Consider the following 19,078-nt stretch of genomic DNA (forward strand, 5'->3'; position numbering starts at 1 on the left):
AAGGCTGGGACGTGGAAGGCCCGCTGCCCGCTGACACGCTGTTTTTCCGCGCCGGTCGCGGCGACTTCGATTGCGTGGTGGCGATGTATCACGATCAGGGCCACGGTCCCGTCAAGGTGATGGGACTCGAAGCAGGCGTGAACGTCACGGTCGGTCTGCCGGTGATTCGGACTTCTGTCGATCACGGCACGGCGTTCGATATCGCGGGCAAGGGCATCGCAGATGAGCGCAGTTTGCTCGAAGCGTTCAAGCAAGCGCTCGAACTCGCCACGCGCCGCGAACCGAAGACACAACAAGCGCCTGCGCACGCAGCCTGATTCAAGCAAGAAGCGCCGACGCGACGGAAACACGTCGGCGGCGCTTACGGAACCGAACGAACACGGAGACAAGCATGAAGTCGTTCAGTAATCTGGATACCGCCATCATCGTCGGCATGGTGCTCGCGTATATCCTCATCACCAGCCTCGTCAGTATCAAGCTGCGCAGCCGCAATTCCGAGCAATTCATGGTGGCAGGCCGTTCGATGCCCGCCATCGTCGTTGCGATTCTTTTGATGTCCGAATTTATCGGCGCAAAGTCTACGGTCGGCACCTCGCAGGAAGCATTCGGCGTGGGTCTCGCCGCATCGTGGTCGGTGCTCGCGGCATCGATCGGCTTTTTGTTGTTCGGGCTGTTTATGGCGAAACGCCTGTATGCGTCGGGTGAATTCACCATCTCGGGATTCATCGCGAAGAAGTACGGCAATGGCGCGAAGCTGGTTGTATCGGCGATCATGATTTATGCGCTGTTTCTCGTGAACGTGGGCAATTACGTAAGCGGCGCAGCGGCGATTTCCACCGTCATGCGCATCGATCTGACCACGGCGGCGATCATCACCGCGATCGTATCGACGATCTACTTCGTGTGGGGCGGATTGAAAAGCGTCGCATACCTGACTATCGTGCATAGCGCGGTGAAGCTGATCGGCATCGGCATTCTGGTGGCGGTGGCGTGGAAGCTTTCCGGCGGCATCACGCCGATGGTTCAGGCCATGCCCGCGCATTACTTCACGTGGAGCGGCGCGTTGTCGGGCGGCACGATCGGCGCGTGGATTATCGGCACGGCGGGCGCGATTTTCTCGACGCAGTTCATCATTCAAGCTATTTCAGCAACGCGCAGCCCCGAAGCCGCACGCAATTCCTCGCTGATGGCCGCCGTGCTCTGCGTGCCGATCTCGCTTGCGCTCGGCTTTATCGGCGTGGCGGCGAAGTTTCTGTATCCGGATATCAAGAGTCTGTACGCGCTGCCGGTGTTTTTGCAGCATATGAATCCGCTGTTGGCCGGCATCGTGACGACTTCGCTGGTGGCGTCGATTTTCGTCAGCGTATGTACCGTGGCACTGGCGATTGCATCGCTGATCGTGAAGGACTTTTATGTGCCGCGTTATCGTCCGACACCTGAAGTCGAACTGCGCATGACGCGCTGGATTTCGCTGGTGGTCGGCTTCCTGCCGCTGGTTTTCGTGCTGTTTGTGCCGCAGATTCTGGCGCTGTCGTTCTTTACGCGTGCGTTGCGGCTGTCGGTCTCGGTGGTTGCGCTGATCGGCATCTATATGCCCTTCTTCAGCAGCAAGCGCGGCGCGATCTGGGGTCTCGTGCTCGCCACGCTCGCCACCACTGCCTGGTATCTGCTGGGCAATCCGTTCGGCATCGACAACATGTATATCGCGCTGATTACGCCCGCCGTGGTGCTCGTGTTCAGCCGCCTGCTGTTTCATGGCGATGCATCGGACAACGTGAATGACGAGCATCTTGCCGCGCATAAGTCGCACTGAATTGCAAAGGATCAACCATGACATCCGCATCCGTTTCATTCGATCACACCGTCCGCACCGCTTTCGCCGATGCCGGCCGCAAGGAAGCATTCTTGCCGACGCCATGCGTGCAAAATCACGCCGCAAACTTACTCGCGCTCGATAACGGCGACTTGCTGTGCGTGTGGTTCGGTGGCACACAGGAAGGCATTCCAGACGTTTCCATCTACATGTCGCGTCTGGATGCCGGCAGCGATGCGTGGAGCGCGCCCGCCAAGCTCTCCGAAGATCCCACACGCTCCGAACAAAATCCCGTCCTGTTCACCGCGCCCGATGGCAAGCTGTGGCTGATCTATACGGCGCAGTTGTCGGGGCATCAGAACACGTCGATCGTGCGACGCCGAATTTCTTCGGATAACGGACTAACCTGGGGACCGATCGATACGCTGTTCGATCGCGCCGGCACCTTCGTGCGTCAGCCGATCGTCGCGCTCTCGAGCGGCGAATGGCTCTGCCCGATCTTCCTGTGCCGCACCGAAAGCGGCGAACGCTGGGTCGGCAATGACGATATCAGCGCCGTGATGATCTCGAACGACAGCGGCATCACGTGGACGCAGCATGAAGTGCCGGAGAGCGTCGGCTGCGTGCATATGAACGTGCATGTGCTGAAAGACGGCACGCTGCTGGCGATGTATCGCAGCCGCTGGGCTGACTTCGTTTATGCGAGCCGTTCGAGAGACGGCCGCACATGGAGTGCGCCGCAGCCTACGGAATTGCCGAACAATAATTCGTCGATTCAATTTACCGTGTTGCAGAACGGTCACCTCGCGATCGTCTACAACGAAAGCGATGCGTCGCACAGCACCGAACGGCGTGCATCGCTCTATGACGATATCGAGGACTCCGAAGATAGCGGCGTATTGCGCGATCAGAAGGCTTCGTCGAAGGGCACGGCGTTCTGGGGCGCACCGCGCGCGCCGATGTCGCTCGCCATTTCGGAAGACAACGGCCGGACGTGGACGCGCCGCCGCAATATCGAAATTGGTGACGGTTACTGCATGACCAACAATTCCGCCGATGCACGCAATCGCGAGTATTCGTATCCGTCGATTACACAGTCGAAAGATGGCGCGCTGCATATCGCATTCACGTTCTTCCGTCAGCGGATCAAATACGTGACGGTGGATGAGTCGTGGGTACGCGGACGGGCTTAAAAGCGCGCATTCGGGCAAATTGGCTAAACTTGGCGTCTCAGAGATGGCTTCACAACGGACCCAAGAACAAGCTGACATGAAAGTGACCAAACGCCGTGAGGCGATGCTTCAGGCCGTGCTCGGCGGCATGAACGATGTAGCGACGCTGTGCGAGCACTTCGGGATGTCGGAAGCGACCGTGCGCCGCGATCTGCGCGCGCTGGCCACCGACCGGCGCATCGTGCGCACATACGGCGGCGCGGCGGCGATGGGATCGCACGAGCCGGAGGCATCGCTCGAAGAAAGACGCACCAGCGCGCGCGAGCAGAAGGAAGCGATTGCGAAGGCCGCGAGCGCGTATATCGAAGATGGCGACACCGTGTTTCTCGATGGCGGCACCACGACGGCGGCGCTCGCGCGTCACCTGTCGGATCGGCCATCGGTGCGCGTGGTGACGAACAACCTGCTGGTCGTGGCGCAACTGGCGGCGGCGGGTCTGGCGGTGACGCTGATCGGCGGCGAAGTGCGATCGTCGAGCATGAGCACGCTCGGGCCGCTGGCGCAGGTCGCGCTCGCCCGCTTATCGGTCGATAAGGCGTTTCTCGGCGCGGACGGCGTGGTCGCCGAATTCGGTTTGTGCGAGGCGACGGGCGATCAGTCGTATCTGAAGGAATGCGTGATCCGGCAAGCGGCGCAGGTCTTCGTGCTGGTGACGGCGGACAAAGTGGGCCGCGCGAGCCAGCAGCATTGGACGCCGCTGGAGCGCGACTGGACCCTTATCACCGACGATGCCGCCAGCGCCGATCAACTCGAAGCTTTCGAAGAACGCGACGGCGTGACCGTGCAGGCGGTGCACGTCGCTTAAATTTTAGGGACGTGGATATGAAGCACGCGGTAGTGACGGGCGCGTCGTCCGGCATCGGGCAGGCGATTGTTTCGAAGTTGCTGGCCGAGGGCTGGCGAGTCACCGGACTGTGCCGTTCCGAAGCGACGGAAAACGTCGAAGGCCTGACCATCGTTCCTGTCGATGTCACCGATTTCGAGCGCCTGGACGCCGTATGCGATGCACTCGAACCCGCCGATGCCCTCGTTCACGCCGCTGGTTTCATGCGCACCGCCCCGCTCGGCGAACTATCGATCGAAGACGCCTCCGCGATGTGGCGTCTGCATGTCGAAGCCGCGATGCTGCTCGCCGATCGGCTCGCGCCGCGCATGCACGCGGGCGGGCGGATCGTGCTGATCGGCAGCCGCACGGCGAATGGCGCGGCCGGGCGCAGCCAGTACGCGGCAACCAAATCGGCGTTGATCGGACTGGCGCGGTCGTGGGCGGCGGAACTCGCGCCGCGCGGTATCACGGTGAACGTGGTCGCGCCCGGCGCCACGGATACGCCCTTTTTACGCGATCCTTCGCGCGCGCAGACGCCGCCGAAAATGCCGCCGATCGGACGATTCGTTACGCCGGAAGAGGTGGCAGCGCTGACGGCGTTTTTGCTTGGCGATAGCGCAGGCGCGATTACTGGGCAGCAGATTGTGATGTGCGGTGGGGCGTCGCTTTAATCGACCGTTAAACGAGGAATAAACCCATGAAAATCGTCGAAATCCGCGAGCAAACCTGCCCGATCAGTTCCCCCATCCGCAACGCCTACATCGACTTCAGCAAAATGACGCTGAGTCTGGTCGCCGTCATCACCGACGTGATCCGCGACGGCAAACCCGTGATCGGCTACGGCTTCAATTCGAACGGCCGCTACGGACAAGGCACGCTGATGCGCGAGCGCTTTATTCCGCGCATTCTCGAAGCCGCGCCCGACTCGCTTATCGATGACAACGGCGACAATCTCAATCCGCACAAGATCTGGAACGCCATGTTCGTCAACGAGAAGCCGGGCGGACACGGCGAACGGTCGGTGGCGATCGGCACCATCGATATGGCCGTGTGGGACGCGGTGGCGAAGATCGCGGGCAAGCCGCTGTATCAACTGCTCGCGGAACGTTATGGCAACGGCACGCCGGATCGACGCGTGTTCGTGTATGCCGCGGGCGGTTACTACTATCCGGGACAGGACCACGAGAAGCTCAAGGACGAGATGCGCAGCTATCTCGATCGCGGCTATACGGTGGTGAAGAAGAAGATCGGCGGTGCATCGCTGGATGAGGATTTGCGGCGGATCGATTCCATTCTCGGCGTGCTTGGCGACGGTCAGAAACTCGCCGTCGATGCCAACGGCCGCTTCGATCTCGATACCGCCATCCGCTACGCGAAGGCACTCTCGCAATACGATCTCTTCTGGTACGAAGAAGCCGGCGATCCGCTCGATTACGAACTTCAGGCCACGCTTCGAAATTACTATGACAAGCCGATGGCCACCGGCGAAAATCTCTTTTCGATGCAGGACGCGCGCAACCTGATCCGCTATGGCGGCATGCGCGCCGACCGCGACTGGCTGCAATTCGACTGCGCGCTGAGTTATGGATTGGTCGAATATCTGCGCACGCTGGAGATGTTGCATCAGCATGGCTGGTCGGCTGCGCGCTGCATTCCGCACGGCGGGCATCAGATGTCGCTGAATATCGCGGCGGGGCTGGGACTGGGCGGCAACGAGTCGTATCCCGATCTGTTTCAGCCGTTCGGCGGCTTTCCGGATGGCGTGAAAGTGGAGAACGGTTATGTGACGCTGCCCGAGTTGCCGGGCATCGGATTCGAAGGCAAGGCGGACTTGTTCGCGCAGATGCAGAAGCTGTCCGCCTGACGCCATCGCTACTTATTCGTTACTTGTTGGCTTTGACGCCCGCCATCAACGCGACGCCACTCATCACCAGCAAACCGGCGAGCAGATACACCGCGAGGTCCATGCTGCCGGTGCTGGTGCGAATCTGCCCGATCACCCACGGACTCACAATCCCGCTCGTTATGCCGATACTGCTGATCAACGCGATGCCCGCCGCCGCCGCATTGCCCGACAGATAGCTCGGCGGCACGGCCCAGAAGATCGGCAATGCGGCGAAGATCAGCACGGCGGCGGTGGAGAGGATGGCGAGCATCGCGGCGAAGCTGCTGAGATGCAGCGTCAGCGCCGCCAGCGCGATTCCTCCGCCGATCGTGCAGAACGCGAAGTGCTTTCTACGCTCACCTAATCGATCCGAACGTCGCGCGATCAGCACCAGACCGATTGCGCCGATTGCGTTGGGAATCACCGTGTAGAGACTCACCTGCACGACGTCCTTGATGCCGAAATCGCGGATCATCAGCGGCATCCAGAAGTTCAGCGTCAGCGAAGCGCACGTCAGCGAAAAGTAGATGAACGCGAACAGATACACGCGCGGATTGGTGAGTGCGGCAGCGAAACTGCGGGCATCGTGTGATTTGTCTTTGGCGTGGCCCTGCGCGCACAGCGCGATCAAGCGCGTTTTTTCATCATCGCTGAGCCAGGGCGCGTCTTGCGGTCTATCGACCAGATAGAACAGCGCGACGAAAGCCAGCAAAACCGCCGGTGCGCCTTCCAATGCGAACATCCATTGCCAGCCGAAGAGCCCCATCACGCCGCTCATATCGCGCATGATCCAGCCGGAAACCAGCCCGCCGAGCACGCCCGCCACCGCGACGCCCGCGAAGAATACCGACATCACTGCCGCACGACGATTCGCAGGAAACCAATACGTCAGATACAGCACGATGCCCGGAAAAAAGCCTGCTTCGAACACGCCGAGCATAAAGCGCAGCACGTAGAAGTGCGTGGGCTTCGACACGAACATCATGCCAACCGATGCGAGTCCCCACAGCAACATGATGCGCGTGAACGTCTTGCGTGCGCCAAACTTGGCCAACAAAACGTTGCTGGGTACTTCGCAAAGCACATAGCCGATATAAAAGATCGCCGCGCCCAGGCCGTACATTGCATCGCTGAAGCCTAAATCGTGCTTCATCTGCAACTGCGCAAAGCCGATATTGATGCGATCCAGAAACGACACCACGTAGCACAGAAACAGAAACGGAATGATGCGCCACGCGACCTTGGCAAAGAGTTGCCGGTCATCCGTGCTCGCGCTGTAAATCTCGTCCGATCGTAAGGCATCCTGCATTTTTCGTCTCCGATAAATAAAGGGCGTCTTTGCGCCCTTTCTCCATGCGTGTGATTAGTCCTGCAAGGCCGACCACATTTCCTTATCGCGCTGCGCCGTCCAGATTCGCGGATGCGCAATGCCGCTCGCTTCGTCATACGCACGCGAAACATCGAACGGCAGGCAGTGTTCGTAGATAAACACTTGACCGAACTTCGGGTCCATCGATTTGCGGGCCAGCGCCATCGCGCCTTTCAGATCGAGCTTTTCTGCGACTGCATCACGTCCGGCCTGAAGCAGCGTAGTCACGAAATCCTTCGTGTAATCGAGGCCTTTGTTCACGTCAGCCGGTGAAAGCAGCGCCGGACCGCGTCCCGGCACGAGCTTTTCTGCGTTCAACGCGCGCAGCGCTTCGAGCGTCGCGGGCCATTGTTCGAGCTGCGCATCGCCGCAATAGCACGCGGCATCGTATTCAACCAAATCGCCTGAAAACAGCACCTTTTGCGATGGCAGCCACACGACCGTATCGCCCTTCGTATGACCCGAACCGAGATGCGCGATCTTCACTTCGAGCTTGCCGAGCCACAGCGTGATTTCCTTCTCGAACACGAGCGTCGGCCATGTCAGACCCGGCACCGTTTCCACGCCCGCGAACAAACGCGGAAAGCGCTCGATTTCCGATTTCATATCCTGCTCGCCGCGCTCGACGATCATCTCGTACGTGCCACGGCTGGCGATCACCTGTTGCGCGCCTTCCTTGAAATACGCCGATGCACCCAGCACGCGCACCGCGTGATAGTGCGACAGCACGACATATTTGATCGGCTTGTCGGTGATGCTGCGAATCTTCGCGATCAGGTCTTGCGCCATGGCGGGCGTCGCGGTGGTATCGACGATCAATACGCCGTCGTCACCGATCACCACGCCCGAATTCGGATCGCCCTCGGCGGTGTACGCCCATGCGTTTTCCGAAAGCTGCGTGAACGTAATCTTCTTCTCTTCGAGATCCGCCTGCGATGCAAATGCCTTGGCCATATCTGTCTCCTATTCCATCGAATATTCCGTTGATGACGCATGGTCACGCCCGACCGATTATTTGTCAATGGCAAATTCGCTTGTTATATTTAAACTTCGGGAAAACCCCGGTGCTATGCCGTCTTCAGCCGATGCGCTACGATCGAACGCTTCTACGATAGGTCAATACCAATTGAACGAAGCGAAGGAAACCATCAGGCCGCAGCGCGGCATCCAGAGCGTGGAAGTGGCCGGGCGCATTCTCGAAGCGCTCGCCGCGCGCCGCGAGCCGGTGCCGCTGAGCGAACTCGCCGCCGCCGCCGCGCTTTCGACTGCGCAGGCGCATACGTATCTCGTGAGCCTGACGAAGCTCGGCCTCGTCAAGCGCGATGCGCTCACCGGTCACTACGAGCCGGGGCCGCTGTCGTTGCGGCTCGGGCTGATGCATATCGAGCAGCAAGCGGCGTATCGCGTGGCGGCGCCGCATGCGGTCGAACTCGCGGAACGCACGGGCTTCAGCGTGGCCGTGTGCGTCGCGGGCGCGCAAGGGCCGACCATCGTGCGATACGAACGCGGCGGGCATCCACTGCATGTGAATCTGCATGTGGGCACGGTGATGTCGCTGCACAGCACATCGACGGGACGTGTGTTCGGCGCATTCCTCAGTGCAGAGCGGCTCGCTTTGATGCGCGAAAGCCAGGGCGCGCAGGACGGCGAAGCACTCGACGATGTACGCCAACGCGGCATCGCGCGAAATGTGGATATGCCGAGTCCCGGCATCAGCAGCATGGCCGCGCCGGTACTCGATGCCCACGGCGCGTTGCAATTGACGCTGACCGTGATCGGCCCGACCGGCGCGATGGACGTGAACTGGAACGGCGCAATCGCGCGCGATTTACGCGATGTCGCCAAACGCATCACGCAAGCCTTATCGAAAGAAGACGTTTCTCATGCGATCTGAAACCGACGACGCCCGCGCCCAGCGCGGCATCAACGCGCTCGACAGCACCGGCGAATTGCTTATCACGCTCGCCGCCGCCGGTCATCCGATGAACCTGCGCGATATCGCCGCCGCTGCCGGTATGCCAGCAGCAAAAGCGTTTCCGCATCTCGTCAGCCTGCAGAAAATCGGCCTGCTTTCACGTGATGAAGACGGCTGCTTCAGCGCGGGCGAACTCGGCTTCGAACTCGGTCTGATCGCGTTGCAACGTCTTTCGCCCACGCGCGATGCGGAGCCGGAAATCGTCGCGCTGGCGGCATCGACGGGCATGTCAGTGGCGTCCGCCACGCTCGGGCCGCTTGGGCCGACGGTGATACGGCTGGAAGAGTCCGCGCGGCCGCAACATATCAGCTTGCGCGTGGGCACGGTTATGTCGCTGATTAATACCGCGATTGGCCGGGTATTCGCCGCGCATATGACGGAAGACGCGCTGGACGGCATGTTCTCGCAGGAATCGATCAGACTCGCGGGCAGCGCGAAGGCTTCGATCACGCGCGAATACCGCGCGCGGCTCAAATCAATCGCAGAAAACGGCATAGACGATGCGTTCGATGCGCCCGTGCCCGGCATCGGCGCATTCGCCGCGCCCGTGTTCGATCACACCGGCAGCATTCGTCTGGTGATCGCGTTGATCGGGCCGTCGAATCAGTTCGATCGCGCGCCGCAAGGCGAGATGGCGCGCGCGCTGCTCGCCGCGACACAGCGTTTGTCGTGGCGATTCGGCTGGCTCGGCGCGTCGGCTTAAAGGTCTTCGCGCGCCTTCGCAAAGGCGTCTTTCAACACATCGATATCGCCGATGTGATTCGCCAGCAAGAGCACGAGCTTGGCGTTGACGAACTGGCTGTCGGCATCGCTCAGACCTTGATGCGTGTCGATAAGCTGCTCGTAGAACGCGTCCATATCCGCGATATTCGGTTCGATATTCAGTCGGCTCATGTCATTTATCCGTTGCAGGTTGCGCGTGCGACCGCCGCTTCGACGGCAGCGTGATCCAGATCGCGCCAGCGCGCGCAAACGTGCTGATCGGGGCGCAGCAGATAGAACGTGCCGGGCCGCGCATCGAATCGATACGTCACAATTCCTTCGGTATCCTCGATAATCGTTGCGCCCTCGACTGCCTGGCATTTTCCGCCGCGCGGCACCACGATCAACGGATGCACCGGAATCGCCGCTTTTGATAACGCCGCAAGTTCAGCAACGGTATGCGCGATATCGTGATCCAGCCCGCAAAAATAGAGTCCGGTGAACCTTGCGTTCGAAATCTGCTGCAAGAACCACGCGTCTTTCCCGTCGATCCGCAAAGGCGCGTCAGCGCATACCGCGCCGGGAATCATCGCGCAGGTGAAGCTGTCGCCCGCGCGATCCGCCGTATTCAGCGACGATGCCGACAACACCGCTGGCACCGACAATCGCCCGCTATTCACGATACGCCGTGCGAACGGATAGTGCTTGGCGAGCTTGAGCGTCGCGTCGCGGAACAGGCGCGATACTTCGCTTTTCGGCGTGATGAAATCGGTGGCGCGGGTCGAATTGCGGATGTTTTCATCGGCGGCGAATTCGCGTTCTGACGCGTAGGTATCGAGCAAGGCGGAAGGGGCGTCGCCATTCACGACGAGCTTCAACTTCCACGCGAGATTGTCGGCATCCTGCACGCCGCTGTTCGCGCCGCGCGCGCCGAACGGCGAGACGCCATGCGCGGAATCGCCCGCGAACAGCACGCGGCCGTGACGAAACTTATCCATTCGCATGCAGGAAAACGTGTACACGCTGACCCATTCCAGTTCGAATTCCACGTCTTCGCCGAGCAGCGCTTTGACACGCGGAATCACGCGTTCCGGCGCTTTCTCCGCGATCGGGTCCGCGTCCCAACCAAGCTGAAAGTCGATACGCCAGACATCGTCCGGCTGACGATGCAGCAGCACCGATTGATTGCGGTGAAACGGCGGATCGAACCAGAACCAGCGTTCGGCGGGAAACGGCGCTTTCATCTTCACATCGGCGATCAGGAAGCGGTCCTTGAACGTGCGTCCTTTGCTGTCGAGTCCGAGCATGGCGCGCATCGGGCTGCGCGAACCATCGGCGGCGATCACGTATTGGGCGCGCAGCGCGTACGGGCCATCGGGTGTATCGACTTGCAGTTCGACGTGATCCGCATGCTGCGTCACGCCGACGACATTGCTTTTCCAGCGCATGTGCAGATTGTCGAGCTGCATGGCGCGCTCGGCGAGATAGCCTTCGACGTAATACTGCTGAAGATTGATAAACGCGGGCCGCGCGTGGCCGGTTTCCGGCAGCAGATTGAACGTATAAATTAGTTCGTCATGCAGAAAGACTTTGCCGACGTTCCAGCTTACGCCCTTCTCCACCATCCGATCGCCGCAGCCCAGACGATCAAAGATTTCGAGCGTGCGCTTGGCGAAACAGATGGCGCGCGAGCCGCTGGACAACGTGTCGTCGTTATCGACGAGAACGGTGCGCACGCCCTGCTGCGCGAGATCGATGGCCACGGACAAGCCAACCGGCCCCGCGCCGATCACGACGACGGGATGGATCGACGTGTTTTCAATCGCTGGCGTGTACTCGAACCGATGTGTCTGGTAGTCGATCGGCATGCGTGTCTCCGGAATCCGTGATTAACTTATAGCAAGCGTTATTGTTATTTGCGAATGTGAATATTCTAGGCCGGTAGGATGGCGAGGGAATCTGTGTTTACCCGTAGATTGGTTGGGACGAAAAAAAGCGGGGAACACGTTCATGTTCCCCGCTCTCGGCATCTCAGGCTTTGTACGTCGCTTACCAGTGGTAATTCATGCCCGCAAACACCTGCCGCCCGTAGCCGAACGCGCACCAGCTACCGTAATAGCAGGACGCCACGTAAGACTTGTTGAACAGGTTCTGCGCATTCACATACAACTCCGCGCCCTTCAACTGCGGCGCGGCGCGGCCCAGGTCGTAGCGCGCGGTGGCATCGACGAGGAAAAAGCTCTGGAGTTTGAAGCTGTTGTCGGAGCTATACGTCTGGCCGGTGTAACGGCCGCCCGCGCCCAGCGACAAACCCGCGAGCGGTCCGCGATCGATCGTGTAATACGCCCACAGCGAAGCCTCGTTCTGCGGCACCGCTGGCAAGTGCTTGCCTTCGAGTCCGCCGTTGTCCTTCGTGTAGATGGTATTCAAATATGTATAGCTTGCGGCCACGTCCAACGAATTCGTCAGACTCACCTTCGCTTCGAGTTCGACACCGCGTGTACGCGCTTCGCCCGATTGCGACTGGAAATTCGGATTGGTGGCATCGATCGTGAGCAGATTCGAGCGCGTGAGTTGGAACAGCGCGGCGGTGAACATGGCGTTGAAGCCCTTCGGCTGGAACTTGAGGCCGACTTCATATTGATGCCCACGCTCCGGATCGAACTGCTTGCCGTTGATATCCGTACCCGCTTGCGGCGTAAACGATTGCGTGTAACTCACATACGGCGCAAAGCCATTGTTGAACACATACGACAGCCCCGCGCGATACGTGAACGCGCGATCGAACTGGCTCGAATATTCGTTGTACGTAGTATTGTTAGAACTGCTGCTGGCCCAGTCTTCGCGCGCACCGAGCGTCAGCACGACATTGCCCCAGCGCGCCTGATCCTGCGCATACACGCCGTATTGCGTGCCGCTCAGAATCTGGTGATATCGATCGGGCGGCGTGATTGCCTGATGATTGTTAGGCGCAAAAATATCGAGCGATGGCGCGGTGCCGAAGCCCGCGTCGAAGTTGCTTGCGTAGTGCTGGTAATCGAAGCCGAACAACAGCGTATGGTCGATCGGACCGGTGACGACATTGCCTTCGATCTGGTTATCGAATTGAACCGTGTTGAGATTGTCTTTCGATGCCGCCGTGCCGCGATCCAGTGTGCGCAAATCGTCCTCCAGCGCGGAGCCGTACACGCTCTTGTAGTCCTGCGCGAGATGGAACAATCGCCCGTTCGATCGCACCGTCCACGCGTTATTCAGCTTGCGCTCGAATTTATAGCCAACGGATTCCTGCACGCGATTGAAGCTCTCGAAGCTCGTATCGCCATCATAGAAGTTGCTCGGCAGCTTGCCGTACGGGTCATACAAGACCGTGCCTTGCGGCGGCACGCTGCCATACGCGGTGCTCTTCGGGTCGTGTTGATACAGCGTGAATAACGTGAGCGATGTCTTGTTGTCCGGACGCCACGTGAACGACGGCGCAATCGCAATGCGCTCGTTTTTCGTCGATTGAACCTGCCCGTCTTCCGAACGCGCAATGCCCGTCAGCCGATACAGATAGCGGCTATCGTCTGCAATCGGCCCGGAAAAATCGAAAGTGGCTTGCTTGTGCGCGTAGTTGCCGAACTCGATGCCCACTTCATGCAGCGGCTCGACCGTCGGCAGCTTGCTTTCCTGTTCGAGCAGCCCGCCCGCTGCCGCCTGACCGTACAGCACGGAGACCGGCCCTTTCAGCACTTCGACGCGATCCATCAGATACGTGTCGATCTGCGGCGTCGCGTACCACTGGTTGTCAAGCAGCTTGAGACCGTTCCAGTATTTGTCGGCGTCGAAGCCGCGCACCTTGAGCATGTCGTAACGGGTCGCGATACCGCCGCGCGTTTCCGGCGTCACGCCCGACACATAGCGCACCGCCGCGTTCAACGTCTGCGCGTTCTGCTGATCCATCTGATCGCGCGTCACGACGGACACCGACGCGGGCGTTTCCAGCAGCGACGTGCTGGTTTTGCCGGCGGTGGTATCGCGGGCGACGTAGCCTTTGGTCACGCCGTAGGGCTGATCCTTGTCGCTTTCCGCCGTCACTTTCACGGCCGGAAGCGTGCTGTCGGCGGGTGCGGGCGCGGCGCTGTCGGTGGATTGCGCGTAGGCGAGCGGCGCGATGGCGAAAAGCAAGAGCGCAGCCGCCCTCGCCGGCCGCAGCAATGCAGTCGGTCCCGATACTCCTGAAATCATCCTGGCTTTCTCTCTCTAAACGTCGTTGCTAAATGCGAATCATTGTTATTTGAGGGCGCATTTTGCCGCGACGCTTTATCTTTGTAAAGAATCTTTACGAGAGATTGCGTACGTCCGACGGTTCAGAAAGCGAGTTCGAAGTCGGCCTGTGCGCCGACGCGCAGTTCTCCACCGCTGCCCGACACGACGATCGCGTTCTGCCCGAACGTCAGCCCGCCATCGACACGCGAATTCGCGCGCCAGCCGGCCATTGTGTCGAGCGGTTCGTGCGGCCAGTGCGGATCGCGCTCGCCGCTGGTCTGATCGATGGTGGTGATCGGACAGCGCGCGCACGGCTTGGCCATGCGCAAGGTGATATCGCCGAGCGAGAGCGTATCGATGAAATCTTCTTCGAACGCGTCCAGTCCGCTCAACACGATGTTGGGCCGGAAGCGCGTCATGGGAATCGCGGTTGCGCCTTTGCTCGTGAGGCGCGCGTTGAGATCGTCGAGCGAGGCTTCGTTGGTTACCAAAATGGGAAAGCCATCGGCGAAATGCGTGGGTGCATCGACGTCGAGCGTCCACTTTTTGCTGGCGAGGCGCGTGACGTCATCGGCGAAACGCACCAGACGCACCGGCGTGCCGATCGCCGCTGAAAACCAGCGCGCGGCTTCGTCGCCCTCGTCGAGCGCGTCGAGTGAATCGCTCCAGACGCTGACGGCTTTGCGCTCGCGCGCGCCGGTCGGATCTAGCGGAATGACGAGCGGCGTCTCGGCGACGGGCGCGGTCAGGATCAATTCGCGCGCCGTCAATTGCGGACGAATGCGCGCCATCACCGCGTATTCGCGCTGCGATACGAAGCGGCCGGTCGGATCGACGACCATCCAGTGGCGGTCCCACGGCAACAAACCGTGCGGCGTGAGTTGCACGGTATCGAGCGGAATGGCGCCGCAGGATTTGACGGGATAGATATAAAGCGCGCTGATCGTGGGCATGGCGGGCGGTGGATCGGGCAAAAATCAGATTGTCCTGTGACCGAAATCGGCGCGCAAGCAACCCCTCACGGACTCAGGTTAATACGAATCATTTGCATTTGCGACGTGTTTGACCGATCATTCGGCCATCACTTCAAGCCGATGCAACCATGTCCACTGCTTCACGCCACGCCGACGCGCCTGCCGCGTTGCGCTCGCTGCTCTCGCGCCAGTCGCACTGGCCGCTCACCGAACGCGATCAGTACGTACGTGAATGGACGGGCAATCATGCATAAAAGCACCCTGATCGACGATGCCCTCGAACACTATCCCGACGGCAGCGACAAACTGCTGATCGACGCCATCCGCGCGTGGTTCCGTCCGCACTGTGATGCGGTGCGCGGCCACGCAACCTGGCAAGACGTGCTGTGCGATTGCGGATCGACGCGCGACGGCATGCACTGCTTCGATATGCTGATGCGCGAATGGGTGAGCACCGCGCAGCGTCCGCTCGATGTGCGCTGCCGTTGCTGCACCGAATTCGCCGCGGATGAAGTGCATTTGCTGCATGCGGTCGCGTGCTTTCAATCGAACGACTGGCTGGCGGCGCGCGCGTTGTTGCGGCAGTGTTTCTCGCCGTCGTGCATCGACCGGTTATCGGATATCACGCACTGGTTTGCATTGATGCTGGGCGATACGGGCGTCGCCGTGCGCAACCGCGAGCGGCGCGTGACGTATCTGCATTAAGCGTTCGCGCGCATGCTCTTCAAGCGCTGTGAGCAGATCATCCCGCCGGCTGAACGATTCGATGTGCCCCGCTCATCATCCTGCGCGGCACATGCGGCGCATTCTGTGCGATGAAATCCAGCTCGTCGCGCACGATATCGATATCGCGCAGGTCGTGCATAAACGGATCGCATGCGTGAATGGCTTCGAGCCGCCGACGCACCGCGCCGTATCGCGCGCCCGCTCGCCTGTGCAATTCGGCGCGCTCGCTGTATCGCAGGAAGGTTTGCAAGGAGGCGAGCAAAGCCGCGCACAAACTCGTCAGGCCAATCACGATACGCATTTGCGGCGCCACCGCGATCGCCACGAGTGAGAGAAACGCCGACGTGCCCGTGGCCGCTGTAATCGCAATCACCGCGAGGCCGAGGCGTCTCCCGCGCGCGGTAAGTTGATCAGCCATCGTGTAGTGGCGCACTTGTGAATCGCGGGCGCGGCGAATCCATTCGAGGACGAGCGCGCGAGCATCTTCCGGTGGATCGTACATTTTGATTTAAACGCTGTATGGATATACAGCATCGTATTGATCCATCACGACAGAATATGTCCCGATAGAATCGTCGCAACACTTTAAGGACCGCGACGTCATGCTTACCGAAACCCCGCTCGGCACGTACATCCATCCGGTCGATTCGACCGCGGGCGCGTGGACCGTCACGCATGCGGACAGGCCGCACATGTACCGCATCGTGCATCGCTTGCCGGATGGCGTGGCGCGCGTGGATACGCTGGTCGATCCCGACAATCTCGAATCGAAATTGCAGAAGTGGGCGCGTGAAGGTTTTGTGCGTCATGTGCCGGAAGAGACTGACGCGCGGCCGGAGCGGCATCGCTTTATGCAGGCATTGAAACGTGTTTCAAAGGATACCGAAGCAATTGCGTTTTCCTTGCCGAACGGCGCGGGTGGTCCGCTCGTTCCGGCCGTCGATCCCGCGTATCTTTTCACATCGCGCACGCACAATGTGCTGCTCGATATCGGCGAGAACCGGCGCATTTTGCTGGTCGGACATACTGGCACGGGCAAGACGAGTTTGATCGAACAGATTGCCGCGCAGACGAATCAAGGCGTGCTGCGCTCGAATATGAACGGACAGACGACGGTGGGCGATTTCGTCGGCTTCTGGACCGTCAAAGGCGGCGAAACGATCTGGATCGACGGCGTGTTGCCCACGGCCATGCGCGAAGGTCTATGGCTGATCATCGATGAAGTGGATTTCGCGGAGCCTGCGATTCTCGCCGTGCTGACCGCCGTGCTCGAACCGAACGGCCGCTTGCTGCTGAAGGAAAAAGGCAATGAAATCGTCGCGCCGCATGCATCGTTCAGGCTGTTTGCCACCGCCAATGCGGTCGGCGCGATGAGTCAGTATCGGCATTTGTATCAGGGCGCGAACGTGATGAACGAGGCATTTCTCGATCGATGGCGCGTCTATCAGATCGACTATATGCCGCCTGCCGATGAAGCGCGCGTGCTGATGCGCCGCTTCGGTGATCGCCTCACCGACGACATGGCGACGACGCTCGCCGCCATCGCTGCCGATTGCCGCGAAGCCTTCGTGCGCGAGGATCTGTCCAGTGCATTCTCGACGCGCCGTCTTATCGACTGGACCGATCTGATGCTGCGCACCGGCGATCCTGAAAGCGCCGCTGGCCCGACCATTTATGCGAAGGTGACGGCGGAAGATGCTGCGCTGATTCGCGGCATCATCGCGCGTCATATTGCGTTATGAGCGATTCCAACGCCCTCGCCAGGCTCGCGCGCACGCTGGCGCACCGGCACGATCTTCAGGTGATGTTCTCGCCCGAAGGTCCGACGCTGCGCGATAACGTGATCGTGCTTCCGGAGGCATCGGGCGCGGATGGATACCTCGATATGCTCGTCGCGCGCTTTATGCACAGCGATATCGATTTACTAAGCACAACGAGCGATACCACGCGTGTGATTGCACAGGCTATCGACGATCGCCGCGCGTGCCGCGTTCTCATCGAGCGATATCCCGGCGCGGAAGCGTTTCTGCGCGCGATGCGTCGTCATCGCGCGGAACACGTCTTGCGGGAATGGGACGCGCTGAAGTGGCGCGATCGTTTGTCATGGCGCATGGAACGCGTGCTGTGGAATGAATCGGCGACGCGTGCGGAAAGCAGTCCATCGCTCGATTCTGCATTGGAAATTACGGGAGATTTGCTTGCACAATCTCGGGCATGCTTATCAACTGCAGACAGCGTGCGGCTGGCCGGTTTAATAGTCGAACGCGTGCGCGCGCTCTCGGCAGGCGGTATCAACAATATGATGTTCTCCGCCGACAGCGAAGACGGCGACGCGCGAGAATTCGACGCCGACGCATCCACGCACGGCGCACATAATCCGTTATCCAAACTATCTGATGCCGACATCGACGCCCCTTCGCACAAGCCAACATACACACGCCCGCAACGCTCCATTCCCATCACAACGACATACGACCGCGTCACCGATCTCACCGGTCAGGGCGATGCCACCGCCTGGCGCAAACTCCGCGCCGCCGCACGCATGCAAACCGAACCGCTGAAAGCACGCCTCGAACGCGCGCTCAAAGCCGATGAGCAAACGCACTGGAAACGCGAGCAGGAACGCGGCGAAATCGATCGGGCATCGCTGGCGAAACTTGCCACATCGCCGGGATATCGCACGCCGTTTCGTCAGCAGCGCAATCGCCCTGGACGCGATGCCGCCGTCACCTTGCTGATCGATCGAAGCGGTTCGATGGCGGGCCGCAAGATCGAACTCGCGCGCCTGTGCGCCGCCGCGATTGCGGACGCGCTCGTGCAACTCGGCTTCGCTGCCGAAGTGCTCGGCTACAGCTCGATCGAAGACGCCGATATGCGCGCGTTTCACGATCAATGGATCGCGCAGGGCAATGCGCCGCACGGCTTCAATCGTTTCGTAGAACGATTGGATTTCGAAGTCTACAAACGATTCGATTCGGAGAATATGAGCGGGCTTGCGCGCATCGAATGCGGACATGAAAACCCCGATGGCGAAGCGCTGACATGGGCAGCCGAACGTCTGCTCGCACGACGCGCACGGCGTCGCATTCTGATGGTGCTGCAAGACGGTTATCCCGCCACCGGCGATGGAAACCCCGCTATTTTGCGGACCGATTTGCGATTGCGCATCGATGAGTTGCTGGCGCGCGGTGTCGAACTGATCGGCGTCGGCATACTGGATGATGCCGTTGAACAGTTCTATCCGACCAGCATTGTCGTGGCGGAGATTCAGCAGTTGCCTGCGGCTGCGTTCAACGTGCTCGGCCGCACTTTGCTGAGCCGCAGATAA

The 19,078-nt window shown here is 60.4% G+C and carries 17 protein-coding genes and 1 pseudogene; 11 read left to right on the top strand and 7 right to left on the bottom strand.

Annotated elements, in window-relative coordinates; all coding sequences use genetic code 11:
- From P7F28_RS03950 to P7F28_RS03975, 6 genes are all read left to right on the top strand, one after another.
- Positions 1-317: 4-hydroxythreonine-4-phosphate dehydrogenase PdxA (locus P7F28_RS03950; RefSeq protein ID WP_277183136.1), on the top strand; the 317-nt coding region annotated here is incomplete at its 5' end.
- 74 nt (positions 318-391) lie between these two features.
- Positions 392-1,813, top strand: a complete 1,422-nt coding sequence (locus P7F28_RS03955) for a sodium:solute symporter family protein (protein ID WP_277183137.1) — start codon at positions 392-394, stop codon at positions 1,811-1,813.
- Between the two features lie 17 nt (positions 1,814-1,830).
- On the top strand, positions 1,831-3,006 hold the full coding sequence (locus P7F28_RS03960; protein WP_277183138.1) for an exo-alpha-sialidase: 1,176 nt from the start codon (positions 1,831-1,833) through the stop codon (positions 3,004-3,006).
- A 76-nt stretch (positions 3,007-3,082) separates the two neighbouring features.
- Positions 3,083-3,850: a DeoR/GlpR family DNA-binding transcription regulator gene (locus P7F28_RS03965; RefSeq protein ID WP_277183139.1), complete on the top strand. Its 768-nt coding sequence runs from the start codon at positions 3,083-3,085 to the stop codon at positions 3,848-3,850.
- Positions 3,851-3,867: 17 nt separating this feature from the next.
- Positions 3,868-4,542, top strand: coding sequence for an SDR family NAD(P)-dependent oxidoreductase (locus tag P7F28_RS03970; RefSeq protein WP_277183140.1), 675 nt, complete (start codon positions 3,868-3,870; stop codon positions 4,540-4,542).
- Between the two features lie 26 nt (positions 4,543-4,568).
- Positions 4,569-5,735 (top strand): mandelate racemase/muconate lactonizing enzyme family protein, encoded by a 1,167-nt coding sequence (locus P7F28_RS03975; protein ID WP_277183141.1) that lies wholly within the window; start codon positions 4,569-4,571, stop codon positions 5,733-5,735.
- 19 nt (positions 5,736-5,754) lie between these two features.
- On the opposite strand, the gene P7F28_RS03980 is transcribed toward P7F28_RS03975, so the two are convergent.
- Both P7F28_RS03980 and P7F28_RS03985 read right to left on the bottom strand, forming a co-directional pair.
- On the bottom strand, positions 5,755-7,065 hold the full coding sequence (locus P7F28_RS03980) for an MFS transporter (RefSeq protein WP_277183142.1): 1,311 nt from the start codon (positions 7,063-7,065) through the stop codon (positions 5,755-5,757).
- A 54-nt stretch (positions 7,066-7,119) separates the two neighbouring features.
- Positions 7,120-8,079 carry an MBL fold metallo-hydrolase gene (locus P7F28_RS03985; protein ID WP_277183143.1) on the bottom strand — a complete coding sequence of 320 codons (960 nt, stop codon included), beginning with the start codon at positions 8,077-8,079 and terminating at the stop codon, positions 7,120-7,122.
- 115 nt (positions 8,080-8,194) lie between these two features.
- On the opposite strand from P7F28_RS03985, the pseudogene P7F28_RS03990 reads away from it, so the two are divergent.
- Positions 8,195-9,803 (top strand): annotated as a pseudogene (locus P7F28_RS03990) (IclR family transcriptional regulator).
- Here P7F28_RS03990 and P7F28_RS03995 read toward each other — a convergent pair.
- The 4 genes from P7F28_RS03995 to P7F28_RS04010 all read right to left on the bottom strand — a co-directional run bounded on the left by P7F28_RS03995 (position 9,800) and on the right by P7F28_RS04010 (position 15,003).
- Entirely contained in the window at positions 9,800-9,994 is a 195-nt protein-coding gene (locus P7F28_RS03995; RefSeq protein WP_277183144.1) for a DUF2783 domain-containing protein, read from the bottom strand. The pseudogene P7F28_RS03990 and the gene P7F28_RS03995 sit on opposite strands and share 4 nt — an antisense overlap.
- Before the next feature lie 5 nt (positions 9,995-9,999).
- Positions 10,000-11,670 carry an FAD-dependent oxidoreductase gene (locus tag P7F28_RS04000; RefSeq protein WP_277183145.1) on the bottom strand — a complete coding sequence of 557 codons (1,671 nt, stop codon included), beginning with the start codon at positions 11,668-11,670 and terminating at the stop codon, positions 10,000-10,002.
- A gap of 181 nt (positions 11,671-11,851) precedes the next feature.
- Positions 11,852-14,029 (bottom strand): TonB-dependent siderophore receptor, encoded by a 2,178-nt coding sequence (locus P7F28_RS04005; protein ID WP_277183146.1) that lies wholly within the window; start codon positions 14,027-14,029, stop codon positions 11,852-11,854.
- A gap of 122 nt (positions 14,030-14,151) precedes the next feature.
- Entirely contained in the window at positions 14,152-15,003 is an 852-nt protein-coding gene (locus P7F28_RS04010; RefSeq protein ID WP_277183147.1) for an MOSC domain-containing protein, read from the bottom strand.
- 149 nt (positions 15,004-15,152) lie between these two features.
- Between P7F28_RS04010 and P7F28_RS04015 the strand changes: the two genes are divergently transcribed.
- Together P7F28_RS04015 and P7F28_RS04020 are read left to right on the top strand one after the other, a co-directional pair.
- Positions 15,153-15,278 carry a hypothetical protein gene (locus P7F28_RS04015; protein WP_277183148.1) on the top strand — a complete coding sequence of 42 codons (126 nt, stop codon included), beginning with the start codon at positions 15,153-15,155 and terminating at the stop codon, positions 15,276-15,278.
- Complete coding sequence (locus P7F28_RS04020) at positions 15,271-15,729, top strand: hypothetical protein (protein ID WP_277183149.1); 459 nt, start codon at positions 15,271-15,273, stop codon at positions 15,727-15,729. Before P7F28_RS04015 ends, P7F28_RS04020 begins: the two co-directional genes overlap by 8 nt.
- A 37-nt stretch (positions 15,730-15,766) precedes the next feature.
- On the opposite strand, the gene P7F28_RS04025 is transcribed toward P7F28_RS04020, so the two are convergent.
- Positions 15,767-16,252, bottom strand: a complete 486-nt coding sequence (locus tag P7F28_RS04025) for an SLATT domain-containing protein (RefSeq protein WP_277183150.1) — start codon at positions 16,250-16,252, stop codon at positions 15,767-15,769.
- 100 nt (positions 16,253-16,352) lie between these two features.
- Between P7F28_RS04025 and P7F28_RS04030 the strand changes: the two genes are divergently transcribed.
- Together P7F28_RS04030 and P7F28_RS04035 are read left to right on the top strand one after the other, a co-directional pair.
- Positions 16,353-17,492 carry an AAA family ATPase gene (locus P7F28_RS04030; protein WP_277183151.1) on the top strand — a complete coding sequence of 380 codons (1,140 nt, stop codon included), beginning with the start codon at positions 16,353-16,355 and terminating at the stop codon, positions 17,490-17,492.
- Complete coding sequence (locus P7F28_RS04035; protein WP_277183152.1) at positions 17,489-19,078, top strand: cobalamin biosynthesis protein CobT; 1,590 nt, start codon at positions 17,489-17,491, stop codon at positions 19,076-19,078. The genes P7F28_RS04030 and P7F28_RS04035 overlap by 4 nt, the downstream gene beginning before the upstream one ends.

Source organism: Caballeronia sp. BR00000012568055 (assembly GCF_029439455.1).
Lineage (GTDB): Bacteria > Pseudomonadota > Gammaproteobacteria > Burkholderiales > Burkholderiaceae > Caballeronia.